Origin of the sequence: Paenibacillus sp. FSL K6-1318 (genome assembly GCF_037976905.1) — a bacterium.
GTDB lineage: Bacteria > Bacillota > Bacilli > Paenibacillales > Paenibacillaceae > Paenibacillus > Paenibacillus amylolyticus_A.
Window position 1 is genome coordinate 19,465 of the sequence record NZ_CP150270.1, and the last position, 13,891, is coordinate 33,355.

The 13,891-nt window shown below is 45.6% G+C and carries 15 protein-coding genes and 1 riboswitch; of the genes, 14 read left to right on the plus strand and 1 reads right to left on the minus strand.

Features of this window, described 5'->3' with window-relative positions; translation table 11 throughout:
* Positions 1-214: 214 nt before the first annotated feature.
* From NYE45_RS00075 to rsmI, 12 genes are all read left to right on the plus strand, one after another.
* On the plus strand, positions 215-400 hold the full coding sequence (locus NYE45_RS00075; protein WP_062838106.1) for a sigma factor G inhibitor Gin: 186 nt from the start codon (positions 215-217) through the stop codon (positions 398-400).
* Positions 401-655: 255 nt separating this feature from the next.
* Positions 656-2,482, plus strand: coding sequence for an aminotransferase class I/II-fold pyridoxal phosphate-dependent enzyme (locus tag NYE45_RS00080; protein ID WP_340015144.1), 1,827 nt, complete (start codon positions 656-658; stop codon positions 2,480-2,482).
* 315 nt (positions 2,483-2,797) lie between these two features.
* On the plus strand, positions 2,798-3,148 hold the full coding sequence (locus NYE45_RS00085) for a CidA/LrgA family protein (RefSeq protein WP_340015145.1): 351 nt from the start codon (positions 2,798-2,800) through the stop codon (positions 3,146-3,148).
* The gene (locus tag NYE45_RS00090) at positions 3,118-3,810 is read left to right on the plus strand and encodes an LrgB family protein (protein WP_340015147.1); all 693 of its coding nucleotides are present in this window, start codon (positions 3,118-3,120) and stop codon (positions 3,808-3,810) included. Before NYE45_RS00085 ends, NYE45_RS00090 begins: the two co-directional genes overlap by 31 nt.
* Before the next feature lie 217 nt (positions 3,811-4,027).
* Positions 4,028-4,675: a dTMP kinase gene (gene tmk / locus NYE45_RS00095; protein ID WP_340015148.1), complete on the plus strand. Its 648-nt coding sequence runs from the start codon at positions 4,028-4,030 to the stop codon at positions 4,673-4,675.
* 61 nt (positions 4,676-4,736) lie between these two features.
* Positions 4,737-5,066 carry a cyclic-di-AMP receptor gene (locus NYE45_RS00100; protein WP_017691391.1) on the plus strand — a complete coding sequence of 110 codons (330 nt, stop codon included), beginning with the start codon at positions 4,737-4,739 and terminating at the stop codon, positions 5,064-5,066.
* A gap of 343 nt (positions 5,067-5,409) precedes the next feature.
* On the plus strand, positions 5,410-5,853 hold the full coding sequence (locus NYE45_RS00105; protein ID WP_017691389.1) for a YaaR family protein: 444 nt from the start codon (positions 5,410-5,412) through the stop codon (positions 5,851-5,853).
* A gap of 9 nt (positions 5,854-5,862) precedes the next feature.
* Entirely contained in the window at positions 5,863-6,834 is a 972-nt protein-coding gene (gene holB / locus NYE45_RS00110) for a DNA polymerase III subunit delta' (protein ID WP_062838101.1), read from the plus strand.
* 118 nt (positions 6,835-6,952) lie between these two features.
* On the plus strand, positions 6,953-7,753 hold the full coding sequence (locus NYE45_RS00115; protein WP_053778939.1) for a stage 0 sporulation family protein: 801 nt from the start codon (positions 6,953-6,955) through the stop codon (positions 7,751-7,753).
* A 28-nt stretch (positions 7,754-7,781) separates the two neighbouring features.
* Positions 7,782-8,150: a DNA replication initiation control protein YabA gene (yabA, locus tag NYE45_RS00120; RefSeq protein WP_017691386.1), complete on the plus strand. Its 369-nt coding sequence runs from the start codon at positions 7,782-7,784 to the stop codon at positions 8,148-8,150.
* A 95-nt stretch (positions 8,151-8,245) separates the two neighbouring features.
* Positions 8,246-9,025, plus strand: a complete 780-nt coding sequence (locus NYE45_RS00125) for a tRNA1(Val) (adenine(37)-N6)-methyltransferase (protein WP_264935575.1) — start codon at positions 8,246-8,248, stop codon at positions 9,023-9,025.
* Positions 9,026-9,910: a 16S rRNA (cytidine(1402)-2'-O)-methyltransferase gene (rsmI, locus tag NYE45_RS00130; RefSeq protein ID WP_340015149.1), complete on the plus strand. Its 885-nt coding sequence runs from the start codon at positions 9,026-9,028 to the stop codon at positions 9,908-9,910.
* Positions 9,911-10,191: 281 nt separating this feature from the next.
* On the opposite strand, the gene NYE45_RS00135 is transcribed toward rsmI, so the two are convergent.
* Positions 10,192-10,446, minus strand: coding sequence for an AbrB/MazE/SpoVT family DNA-binding domain-containing protein (locus NYE45_RS00135; protein WP_024633700.1), 255 nt, complete (start codon positions 10,444-10,446; stop codon positions 10,192-10,194).
* Between the two features lie 317 nt (positions 10,447-10,763).
* Between NYE45_RS00135 and NYE45_RS00140 the strand changes: the two genes are divergently transcribed.
* Positions 10,764-12,041, plus strand: a complete 1,278-nt coding sequence (locus NYE45_RS00140) for an HD domain-containing protein (RefSeq protein ID WP_340015151.1) — start codon at positions 10,764-10,766, stop codon at positions 12,039-12,041.
* A gap of 332 nt (positions 12,042-12,373) precedes the next feature.
* Complete coding sequence (locus NYE45_RS00145; protein ID WP_340017281.1) at positions 12,374-13,144, plus strand: TatD family hydrolase; 771 nt, start codon at positions 12,374-12,376, stop codon at positions 13,142-13,144.
* 241 nt (positions 13,145-13,385) lie between these two features.
* Positions 13,386-13,639, plus strand: a riboswitch (cyclic di-AMP (ydaO/yuaA leader).
* Positions 13,640-13,891: the final 252 nt, after the last annotated feature.

Consider the following 13,891-nt stretch of genomic DNA (forward strand, 5'->3'; position numbering starts at 1 on the left):
ATTTAGAGGGAAATACGATGGAATGCAGGATAACGGTGCAGACATAAGCAGGTGAATGTTCTTTTAACAAAAATGAATGTATTTTTCGGTACAGACACCCACGAGGGGGTGGGCGAATATATATATTTTATAGAAAGAAAGCACTATGAAAATGTTTAAAATAATAGAAACTGTGCAATACTGATAGTAAACGTAAAACAAGGTGGGATGGTTCATGGAAGAACATGCCGAACACACATGTATTATCTGCGAGCAAAGAAAAAGAGAAGGCATTTTTATTGTATCTGAATTCATATGTGACACTTGTGAAGCAGAAATGGTTCATACCGATGCGCAGGATGCCAAGTACAATTATTTTATCAATCAGATGAAACAGATTTGGGTACAAAAGAACGCATAATCAATGTTGCCATAGAAGTAGAAGCTAAACATCGCATTGCAATGATGCTGATGTGTATAGAGGCCCAATGGGCCTTTTTCTGTTTTTATGAGGAGAGATTGTCTTGTCTGCCATCCAAGGAAGGCGTATGCTGATATAATGATATGGGAAATTTGCAGTAACGCGTGTGAAAATGGGGAAGAAGGGCGTTGCTTAGATTAGAATGCATTTTGGAACACATCAAGCGCACATTATATATGTACAGGATGGTACTTCATGGATCATAAAAATAAATCAAGTCGAGCCCCTTTATATGAAGCGTTGCTTGCATATCGTGATTCGAAGCAGCGTTCTTTTCATGTTCCTGGGCATAAGAATGGACAAGCTTACCGACATTTGGTGGAAGAAGCAGAAACGGGACAACCTCCTATTAAGGATATCGTTAATGAGGAACACCAGCAAAACGGAGAGACTCAGAGGGATGTAGGAAAGAATGCTAACCATAGGGTAGAGCGTTTCAGTTCGGTGGATGAACATGGGGCTGATCTGGAGAGTGGGAAACGTTCTGGCGATGAAGGGGCTTGTTCGGAAATAGAACTGGTACCGGTGCGTTCATTTCTGGAGATGATGGAGATCGATGTTACGGAGATTACGGGCACCGACGATTTGCATCATCCTGAAGGTGTGATCCAGGAAGCGCAGGAGCTTGCGGCAGATTGTTTTGGTGCCGAGGAAAGTTTCTTTCTTGTGGGAGGCAGTACGGCAGGTAATCTGTCCTTATTGCTCACTGTGTGTGATGAGCCGAACAGTATTGTACTAGTACAGCGGAATGTACACAAATCCGTTATTCACGGGTTAATGCTGGCAGGCGCAAGAGCTGTCTTTCTGGAGCCATGGGTTGATTCTGTGTCTGGACTTGCGGTCATGCCGTCGGTAGAGACGGTTGAGGCTGCTGTCCAGTCCTATCCTGAGGCAAAGGGAGTACTGGTCACTTTGCCCAATTATTACGGCATGGGCGCTGATCTGACGCCCATAGCCGAGGTATGCCACGCTGCTGGCATGCCATTGCTCGTGGATGAAGCGCATGGCGCGCATTATGGGCAGCATCCGGAGCTGCCTGTCTCTGCACTGTCTTGCGGAGCAGACGGTGTCGTGCAGTCGACGCATAAGATGCTGACGGCCTTCACCATGGGTGCCATGCTGCACATTCAGGGGCCGAGGTTAAATCGGTCCCTGTTAAGGCAGCGCCTGGCCATGGTGCAAAGCTCAAGCCCATCATACCCCGTGATGGCTTCGCTCGATCTGGCGCGCCGCCTGCTGCATGTGCAGGGCGCGAACACCTTCACGGCGGGGCTCGCCGCCGTGGATGCCTTTAAGCGCGGCCTCGCGGAGCTGCCGCGCTTCCAGTTGCTGCAGCCTGCACAGCCGCTGCAGCAAGAACCGCCAGCCGGAACAGCGAAGCCGGCTGGCATGTCCGTGTCCGCTGCGCAGCAGACACGGGAAGGCCTGACCGCGGCGGCAATGCCAGCTGCCGCGGGGTATACCGCTCAGGACCCATTCAAGGCCGTCATCTATGACGGCACAGGGGTGCTGAGCGGTTATGGGCTACAGCAGCTGCTGGAAGCATGCGGCTGTGTGCCTGAGATGAGCGACGAACGGTACGTCGTCTTGCTCTTCAGCCTGGGCTCAACGGTGCAAGATGCTCAGCACCTGTTGCAGGCTTTACACCACATCAGCTCTGCCAATGGGCATGAGCAGATCCAATCCAATGCAGAGCGAGCGCAACAGCTTACGAAAGGTTCCGCGCAATATATTTCCACGTGGAACAATTTACAAGAAAACACTCGCTACTCAGAACCGATCTCCTTTACACTACAACCGATTGTGGAGACGGATACGATCAATGTCCCGATAGAAGAAAGTGCAGGCTGTCGATCAGCTGAGATGGTTGTTCCATATCCTCCAGGGATTCCGATTGTATATCCGGGTGAACGCCTAAGTCCATCGATGGTGGCACGTATACAACTTCTGCGGGGTGAAGGAGCAAAGTTTCACGGAGTATCAGATGCATCTCTACAGGTATTGAAGGTCATGAAGGATTGAAAGGAACATATGGAATCTTTGAATGCACACGCCAATAGGTAGTCTATATGACCAATACTATAGTGATACTGGACCCTACACATGTGTGGGTCTTTTGGCCATTAACCCACTTGCTATATCAGTGAACGAATCATTTACAAGTAACAGCGATGGGAAGATTATTCTGTCATCGTAGTGTCTATGTAAATAATCTCTAGTTTAACTTATACAGATAGACATAAGAAAGAAGGGACCACTTTGGGTATTCCGCTAAAAAAATATACAGGAATAGTCCTGCAAGTTTTGTTGATGTACGGTTTTTATTGGATTGGAAACTTGATTCAAGCTTTATTACATTTGCCCTTAACAGGCAGTATTGTGGGCATGCTGGTATTGTTTATTGCCATTCAACTGGGATGGATCAAAATGAGTTGGGGAGAAGAAGGGTCAACGTGGCTTCAATCGCATCTGCAATTGTTGTTCATCCCACCCACTGTAGGCATTATTAATCATTTTGATTTTTTTAGAGCCAACACATTGTTATTGGTCCTAGGTTTGATCGTTAGCACATTAATTACATGTCTGATATCTGCCAAATTGAGTGAGTGGCTCATGACATGGAGATCGTCTCATGCAGGTAAAAAGGAGGCGATCCCTTGTCAGCATTCATCCTCGGAATTGGAATGATCGCGCTAACCATTGCTGTATATATTCCAGCCACTCGTCTATATAAAAGGCTAAAATGGCCGATACTTATGCCTGTACTTACAACGACTGCCATCCTGATCCTGATCTTGGTGATTTCCGGTATAAAGCTGGATACCTACATGCTGGGTGGGAAATGGATACAGGAGCTTTTGGGCCCAGCAGTCGTTTCTCTCGCTTTTCCTTTGTCCAGACATCTGCATGTGCTGAAGAAAAATATCATTCCAATTGTGGGTGGAACGATCGGAGGCAGTATTACAGGTATTGCCACAGGCGCTTTAATCGCCATTCTGCTCGGGTATCCTAAAGAGATGGTCATCGCTTTATTGCCAAAATCCGTGACAACTCCTGTGGCTATTCAACTTGCAGATCAGGTTGGAGGCAACGCCTCATTTACATCGCTGTTTGTGATGATTGCAGGTTTCTCGGGGATATTACTAGGGCCGATGCTGTTGAAATGGGCCAAGATTCGCAGTGAACATGCCTATGGAATTGGACTGGGTTCAGCTTCTCATGCCCTCGGCATGGCAAGGTCTTTCGAATATGGAGAGAATGCGGTAGCCCTCAGCTCAGTATCCATGATTGTCAGTGCTATTGCCGGATCCATCATGCTTCCATTATGGGTATGGATCATCTACGGTTGAACGCTTTACTTTGTTGTTCATCTTGGAGTAAATGCTGACCTATAGTATTATAGAAAGAAAACAAGCTTGTATTATTTTTGTGTTATTATTACGTACCAGTATAGCTGTAGCTATACACCTCTGGGCGGGGTATATCATATCCTGTAGCAAGAGGGTCTAAGCATATTTGTTAATGCAGCAATAGATGCAATTATCGACATAGAAAGCAGGGAAGCATATGCAGGGCAGAGGTAAATTCATTACGCTGGAAGGGGGAGAGGGGTCCGGTAAAACGACGATGATCGGTAGAATAGGTTCTTATTTTGAAGAACGGGGTATACCTTACGTAGTTACGCGAGAGCCTGGCGGGATTGAGATTGCCGAGAAAATACGTTCCATTATCCTGGACCCTCTTCATACGGCAATGGATGCTCGAACCGAAGCGCTATTGTATGCAGCTGCACGCAGCCAGCATCTGGCGGAGAAGGTAGAGCCTGCACTGCGAGCTGGAAAAGCAGTCATCTGTGACCGATTTGTCGATAGCAGTCTGGTCTATCAAGGATACGCCCGTGGACTCGGGATAGAGAATGTATGGGCCATTAATCGCTTTGCAATTGGTGATCTCATGCCGAATGTTACTTTATATCTGGACATTGAGCCTGAAGTGGGTCTTGCTCGCATCGACGCTCATGATGGTCGTGAAGTAAACCGTCTGGATCTGGAGAACCTGGAGTTTCACCGTAAAGTGCGAGAGGGTTACTTCCTATTAAAAGAGCAGTTCCCGGAACGAATCAGAGTTATCGATGCATCCATGAAGCAGGAGGATGTCTTGGCAGCAATGATTTTGTCGCTGGAGACAGGGATTTTGAAGGATTTTGACGAGTAATTGTCTAATATATAGACAGGGCATTTAGTAAAGGTGCTTATTCTGAAGGAGGTTATGCAGGATGAAACTGATTGTTGCGATTATACAGGATAAAGACAGCAACCGATTATCCAGCGCATTGGTCAAAGCAAACTTTCGGGCAACCAAGTTGGCCAGTACGGGTGGATTTTTGAAGGCAGGCAACACGACGTTTATGATCGGTGTCGATGATGGTCAAGTCGAGTCCGTAATGAACGTCATTCGCAGCAGCTGTAAGGTTCGTGAACAGCTCGTGACTCCGGTCACACCGATGAGTGGAACAACCGACTCTTACCTGCCGCTACCTGTTGAAGTTCAAGTAGGTGGAGCGACTGTATTTGTTCTCCCGGTAGATCGCTTCGAACATTTCTAATTAAACCTTTTGCATGGATCCCATGAGGATCTTTCATGATCGATAGCATGTTCGAAACGATGGATGCAGGAAGATTTAAACAGAGTTCGTGCGTGCCGCTGATGGAACGCCTTTCTTGATCAGAAGAATAGGCACACTCTTTCCGGATGAGCATTTCCTGGCTGGGGAATGCTCATCCGGAAAGAGGTTGACTATAAACAAACAAGTCCTTGATGGTAACGTGTATCTACCATTATATATAGAGTGTGATCAGCATATATAAAAGCCTCATCCTCACGCACAGGCGCAACGCGCACTGTGCTGATGGGCGATTGGCTAACTATGATAGAAAGCGGGCGTATCCATGAAAATCAATCCTGGATTCAGACCGATTCAGAGCGGGATCAGTTCTACTGATTCAGGCTCCAAACCGGTTCAATCCAAAAATTTCTCTGATATGATGAACCACCAGGGGGAACGAGCCTCACAAGCTGAACTGAATCGCCGGTTTAGTGAAATCCAGCTTCAGGGCGATCGCTTGGCACGTTCCATGACGATTCGTGAACTGAAGGCGTATAAGCAACTTGTGAAAAGGTTCCTGGAAGAGACCGTTCGTCGCGGTGTATCCATGAAAGAGACAAGGGGTTGGGATCGTCGCGGCAGAGGTAAGCGGTACAAGTTGATTGATGAAATTGACTCCGCTCTGTTATCCATGGCTGATGAACTGCTGGATACAGAAGAAGGAAAAATCTCTCTATTACAACAAGTAGGCGAAATTCGGGGGATGCTTATTAATTTAAGCTTCTGAGGAGGAAGTATGTCCTTTCAACAAATTATGGGTCAACAAGCGGCCAAGCAAATGTTACAGAGCAGTTTGAGACGTCAGGCCATAAGCCATGCGTATTTGTTTAGCGGGCCATCGGGTAGCGGGCAACGGAAGACGGCAATTACCTTTGCCAAGGCAATATTCTGTACAGAGCTTGAAGATGACGCGTGCGGGCAGTGTCTTGAATGTCGTAAGGTGGAACATGGTAACCATCCGGATCTAACCATGCTTGCACCAGATGGAAATAACATTAAAATAGATCAAATCCGGGATCTGCAGCGTATCTTTTCATATCGATCCGAGGCTGGCCATCCCAAAGTATATATTATAGAACAAGCCGAGAAAATGACGGTGCAGGCAGCGAATAGTTTGCTGAAGTTTCTAGAGGAACCGCAGGTTCCAGCAGTCGGCATCCTGATTACAGATAATGGACAGGCCATGTTGCCTACGATCCGTTCACGCTCCCAATTGGTGCCGTTCAGTGCACTGAATCCGGAGGAGATGTTGCAATCTCTGATTGAAGAAGGGCACCCTGCCAATCTGGCTCGCTCTGCCGTCCATTTAGCGTCAGGATTGGAAGCATGTAGAGAAATTCTCCAGCAGAATTGGTTTGCAGAAATTAGAAACGTAATGTTACAATTAGGGAAGGAGTCCCTGGGTAGAGGAAGTACATCATTGATCTCTGCACAGCAGAAGCTTTTTAAAACCGGACTCTCTGAACACCTGGACATGTTACTAAGTTTGTTCCATCTATGGTTTAGGGACATGCTGTATGTTCAGTACGATAGGCATGAACATATCGTTTTTATAGATCAGTTAGACATGCTATCTCAGTTGGCACATACCCGCAGCACAGAGCAGTGGGTTTCCTATATGGATATGGCCGCGGCATGCAGAAAAAAATTGCGTTTCAACGTCAATGGCCAGCTTTGTCTGGAGCAATTTTTGATCGGTTTGGCATAAGACTGGGAGAGGGCAAAGTTAGCTCCAATCATATGCAAACGGTTATAACTTCGGCCGGGTTCCCTAAGAAGACAGGGCTTCAGACGAAGTGGGGTTGGCTTACAAGGGGGTTAATTTTTTGTACAGTGTAGTGGGTGTCCGTTTCAAAAAAGCGGGCAAAATTTATTACTTCGATCCCCTGGACCTTCCCATTGAGAAAGAAAACTGCGTTATCGTGGAGACAGCGCGGGGGGTTGAGTACGGTAAGGTTGTCGTAGGTAAGAAGGAAGTGGGCGAGTCCGATGTGGTGTTGCCGCTGAAGAAAGTCATCCGCGTTGCGGGCGAGACAGATGCCCGTGTGGTTGATGAGAACAAGCGTGCAGCCAAAGAAGCATTCGGTACTTGTTTAAATAAAATCAAAGACCATGGCCTCAAAATGAAGCTGGTCGATGTGGAATTTACGTTTGATCGCAATAAAATCATATTTTATTTTACAGCTGAAGGAAGAGTCGATTTCCGGGAGCTGGTCAAGGATCTGGCAAGTATTTTCCGGACACGAATCGAGCTGAGACAGATTGGTGTACGTGATGAAGCGAAGATGCTTGGTGGAATCGGACCTTGCGGCCGCGTGTTGTGTTGTTCTTCCTGGCTGGGAGACTTTGAGCCGGTATCAATCAAGATGGCTAAAGATCAGAGCCTGTCACTGAATCCGACGAAAATTTCAGGGTTGTGCGGAAGACTCATGTGCTGTCTGAAATTTGAGCATGATAACTATGAAAGTGTGAGAGAAGAACTTCCGGCTGTAGGCAAATTGGTCGTCACCTCATTGGGTGAAGGAAAAGTTGTCGGAATTAATGCCGGTAGCCGCACAGTCCATGTTCAACTGTTCGACATCAGTAAAGTCAAAGAACTTCCGCTGGATGACGTCGTTATCAAGTAAACCATAAAGGTTGCTTCGGGGTGGAAACTTGGAAAAGAAAAATCTGTTTACGCACATTCATGAAATGGAAACCCAATTGGGTCAGTTGCACGGTGATTTAGGAGAGTTAAAAATGATTGTGAAGGAGCTGCTTGAGGATAATCAGCGGCTTACCATCGAGAATGAGCAGTTACGCAAGCTGCTCAAGCGTGAGGCTCCGGCAGACCTGCCGATTTCCTCAGCACTCGCTCCCGTAGCTAGACCAGCAGGTCCGGCTACAGGTGAAGATGTTGTGGGTGAAGGGTATGATAACCTGGCCCGGTTGTATCACGAAGGCTTCCATATCTGCAACGTCTATTATGGACATCTGCGGACGGAAGGCGATTGTCTGTTCTGCCTGTCTTTTTTGAATAAATGAAGTGGCCGTAGGGATCCCCTACGGTTTTTTTTCAAGGTTACAAACCTAAACTTAACGAGCATGAGATATAGAGTACCGGAGGATGAGCGTAACATATGAAAGCAAATGAAGTAGTGTTACATGAGTCAGAGCGGATTGATGATCTGCTCTCTCATGATCTGAGAATCATTCAAAGTGATGAAGTATTCAGTTTTTCAATGGATGCGGTATTGTTGGCTCGGTTTGCTTCCGTACCCAAACGGGGACGTGTACTTGATTTGTGTACAGGTAATGGGGTAGTTCCCATTCTGCTTACAACGCGTACGCAGGCTAGTCTGGAAGGGATCGAAATTCAGCCACGTTTGGCTGATATGGCGCGTCGCAGCGTGCAATTAAATGAACTGGACGAGTCGATTATGATTCGTGAAGGTGATTTGCGAGAACTGGTGAAAGAAACGGGTCACGCTGTCTATGATGCAATAACGGTTAATCCCCCATACATGCCTCTGAATGGCAGTGATCTCAAGATGAATACACACCAGGCAATGGCACGTCATGAGATCGGATGTACGCTGGAAGAAGTAATCCAGGCTTGCAGTCGACTTGTACGTAATGGAGGCAAAGTATCGATGGTTCACCGTCCGCAGCGCCTTGCAGAGATTATCTCGCTCATGCGTGAGTATAAGCTGGAGCCAAAACGGATTCGGATGGTACATCCCCGTGCTCATCTGGAAGCCAACATGGTATTAATTGAAGGCATGAAAGATGGTAAACCCGAAGTAAGGATGCTTCCTCCACTCATTGTCTACAATGAAGAGGGGAAATACTGCGAAGAGATTATGGATATTTACTATGGTCAGCAACATGCTGAGCGCACAACGAAGGGAGGACTTTAGATGACTTTGCATATTCAGAAAAGCTATGCGGAGCAGCCTGAAGGCTCGGGCAAGCTATATCTGGTTGGAACACCTATTGGTAATCTGGAGGATATGACCTTCCGGGCGATCAAGACATTGCAGAGCTGTGACATCATTGCAGCAGAAGATACACGCCAGACTCGAAAGCTGCTTACCCATTTTGAAATTACACCGTCCATGTTGTTTAGTTATCACGAGCATAATAAGGGAGCAAGTGGCCCTGAACTGATACGCTATATAATAGAAGGAAAAAATCTGGCACTGGTCAGTGATGCCGGTCTGCCGGCTATTTCGGACCCTGGTTCCGACCTTGTACAGCTTGCGCTGGAAGCCGGAATAACGGTCATTCCCATCCCTGGACCCAATGCTGCGTTGTCTGCTCTGATCGTGTCCGGATTACCGACGGAGCGTTTTACATTCGGCGGTTTTTTGCCGCGGGAGAAAAAGGACATGCGAAAAGTGCTGGAGGCTTTTGACGAATCCAACGGGACTTTGTTATTTTATGAATCACCTCACCGTATTCGAAAAACATTAGTCCACCTCGAAGAAATTTTGGGTGACCGCTCGATTGTCCTGGCTCGTGAACTAACCAAGCGTCATGAGGAGTTCGCAAGGGGCAGTGTGAAGGAATGCATAGACTGGCTTGAAGAGCACCCACCTCTTGGCGAGTACTGTTTGCTGGTAGAAGGCATTAAGGAAGAGGAGCGCAAGGCTGAGCGCGAAGCATGGTGGCAGCTCATGTCGCTTGCGGATCATGTCAGCCATTATGAGGGTGAAGGACATAACCGCAAAGAGGCGATGAAAAAAACGGCAAACGATCGTGGTCTGACGAAGCGGGATGTCTATAATGCGTTAATCGAGTAGCTAATCTAACCAAATATCTTCTGTAATGGGGAACATAACCTGAAAAGAACCTTATACCCAACCTTAGTGGAATCTTAAAAAGCAGAGCGGTTCAAAAAAACTCCAAATAAAATTTACCGCTCTCTCCCAGTTGGCGTGTGACAGACCCATTTTGGTTAATGGAATCCATAACAGGACAAAAAAATACCTTCCACGGTGGGGTTCACACCGGGAAGGCCATTAAGGAATATTAAAAAGGTTAGAAATAACAATTTAGATAAGTCCAGTATACCTGGTTTTTCTTATTTTGTCACAGGTGCAGGGATTTCGGAAATACATTCGTTACAAACAATTTTACCTTTGAAGTAAGTAACGTTCTCTGCATTACCACAGAAGATACAAGCAGGCTCGTATTTTTTCAACATGATGCGCTCGCCGTCAACATAGATTTCCAGAGCATCTTTTTCACCAATACCGAGCGTACGGCGCAATTCAATTGGAATAACTACCCGTCCCAGTTCGTCCACTTTTCTTACAATACCTGTTGATTTCATCATTATAATCAGTGCTCCTCTCAGCTAACTATCATTGTCATTATTCGACATTATTTTATGTTTTATGATACTCATCATACCAACGATTCCCAAAACAGTCAACCTTAAAATTAGCTTAAAATTAAGGCTGTTTTTCACAAGGTTACTGGTGGTAAGGGATTGAAAGCCGTTTTTCGTATTTAAACATCAATGTCAGCTTTGTCGATTTGGAAAACGACAAAACTACGTTATTCGACAAAGTTCGTCATGTCGTGTCGAATCTTTGATGAATTGTAGAGATCAAAGCGTTAATATAAGAGAAATTAAAGGAGTGAGTCGATATGGAACAACGTTTAACGGAAGAGAAAGTGTTTAAAGATCCGGTACATAATTATATTCACGTGCAAGATCCAGTTATATGGGAGTTAATTAACACCCCCGAGTTTCAGCGTTTACGTCGGATTCGGCAGTTGGGAACTTCTTACCTTACCTTTCATGGGGCAGAGCATAGTCGTTTCTCACATTCATTAGGTGTTTATGAGATTACGCGCAAGATCATTTCTCAATTTGAAAGAAGTCATTATTCGGATTGGCCGAAGGAAGAAAAGATTGTAGCTCTGTGCGCGGCTTTACTTCATGATCTTGGGCATGGGCCATTCTCTCACTCCATCGAGGAAGCTTTTGACATGAATCACGAAGATTGGACTTGTCGCATCATTACAGGTGATACCGAAGTAGGGGCGATCTTAAGACGGTATGCTCCTGATTTTCCTGAGAAAGTGGCTTCTGTAATTCAAAAAACGTATGAGCAGCCGATTGTGGTCAATCTGGTGACCAGTCCTCTTGATGCGGACCGAATGGATTATTTGCTCAGGGATGCTTATTTTACAGGAGTAAATTACGGAACAATCGACCTTGATCGTATCCTTCGCATGCTGCGCCCTTATCATGGACGGATTGTAGTCAAAGATTCAGGCATGCATGCTGTAGAGGATTACTTAATGTCTCGGTATCAGATGTATTGGCAGATTTACTTTCATCCGGTAACCCGCAGTTCCGAAATCATATTGCGACAAATATTCAAGCGAGCGAAAACACTGATACAGGAAGGGTTTCAATTCCGCTTCATGATCGATCCACTACCTCAATTATTTGAAGGAGAACTTTCGGTAGAGGAATATTTACAGTTGGATGAAGCTTTGATTCAGACGGCATTTACGCAGTGGCGCAAGGAGGACGATGCTGTTCTGAGTGAGTTATGCGAACGTTTTATGGATCGCAAGTTATATAAGTATGTAGAGCTTGAACAGACCGACTTGACAATGATGGAAGAGATTCGGGAAGCTTTTGTTCAGGCAGGTCTCAATCCCGAATATGATCTTGAAATTGATTTTCCGTCGGATAATCCGTATGATGTGTTTCGTCCGGATGAATCCACGGATAAGCAGATTCTTCTGCTCGATCGACAGGACAAGTTACATGAGTTGTCAGAGGTATCCGACATTGTCCGTTCCATCAGTGGGCTGCATCGGGGAAAACATCATTTGTATTACCCGCAAAACAAGGTGGATGCGATTATTCACGAATTACCGTCTCATATACGCCCCTATTTCTTGTAATGATGAAGATAAAACTTGGTGAAGAATTTCGATATCAAAACACTTTCTAAAAGAGCTATTTTTCATGATACAGTAATCTGCTTTAATGGGGAGTATATGTAGATCGACATAATTTTGTAAAAGAAAGTAGGTTGAGTCATCATAAATAGCGATATATAGATCTAAATATCCATGTATCTTCTATATATTGTAGTTTGTGAAGAAATGAGTGTAATGATGGGCAATCCACGGATTTTTAAAATTTTCTTTACGAAGCAATAAAATATTGGATTTTCTAAATTAAATTTCCAAGAGAAGATAGTCGTTAGTTCGACATGAAGGGAGATACAAACATGATGCTGTTCGACACACATACACATCTGGATGCACCACAATTCGACGAGGACCGCGAGGACATGATCCAGCGTGCTGTAGACGCCGGGGTTGGTCGCATGATCAACATTGGCTTTAACCGGGAAACCATTCCAACGACAATGAAACTGGCTGAAACGTATGACTTTATATATGCAGCTGTAGGGTGGCATCCGGTAGATGCGATCACGATGCAGGAGGGCGATCTGGAGTGGATTGCATCTTTATGCAAGCATGAAAAAGTAGTTGCGATCGGTGAGATCGGATTGGATTATCACTGGGATACTTCACCGAAGGAAGTACAACATCGCGTATTACGACAACAGATTGCATTGGCTCGTGAAGTGAACATGCCAATTGTCATCCATAATCGGGATGCGCACGAGGATATTATAAGAATTTTGCGTGAAGAGAAGGCGGGCGAGGTTGGTGGTGTGATGCACTCGTTCTCCGGTAGCTGGGAAACCGCGAAAAGTTGTCTCGATATGGGCTTCCATCTGTCCTTCGGAGGTCCAATCACATTCAAAAATGCAAAGCAGCCAAAAGAGGTGCTAGCGAAGGTTCCTATGGACCGATTTTTCATTGAAACAGATGCTCCATATTTAACACCTCACCCTTATCGTGGAAAACGAAATGAGACAGCGCATGTACGTCTGGTTGCAGAGGCAGCTGCGGAAATTAAAGGCATTTCGGTAGAGGAAATTGCTGCAATAACAACCAAAAATGCCATGGAACGATTTGGTATTCGTTAAAAAAACGAGTAAATCAGGTGAAAAAGGCAGGTAAGCAGAGGTAATTTGCCCTTTGATCCAAATAAATCAAGAATATTACAATATTTTAACCAAATATTCAGAAAAACGTACTTGATCAACGCTTTACAACATGCATCAAAACAGGATATCATCTTTTCAGTGAATTGTTGTGCGGAAAATTGGACAGATGTTCGGGGGATGAACAAAGGGACACTTTCCGAGGAAGCAACATTACTTTCATGAATCAGTCTCGCTGAGTCTCCGTTAACGGAGAGCGGGGGAACCAATAGGGCTTAAACATCGGTGTATTTGGCCGATGCGCAACGTTCGCTGACCCAAAAGCAGCGAAGGGAACTGCGAAGCCGTATTTGATTTCTTCTTTGGGTCTCGGGGTGAATTCAAGGGCGTCCGCCATGAGCGGGTGACCCAAGATAGGGCGGCTCTCTTTCGCCCGAACCCGACAGCTAACCTCGCAAGCGGAAAAAGAGAGGCAACCTCGTGCATGAATTTCCGATATTCAGAATCATTCGGAAGCCACGAAAGAGTTCCTCTTACACTCTTTCTTTGGCTTTTTTGTTTTTGAATAAAAGAAATGTTGTCATCATACGGTAGGTATTCAGGAGGATGACATCATGTTGCGAAGATTGATTCATGGTGCAGAACCGGATTATGTAGGTCCGATCTGTGTTCTGTAGAAAATTTGGTATAGTCACGTCAAAGACATCATGCATTACTTTAGACGACGAG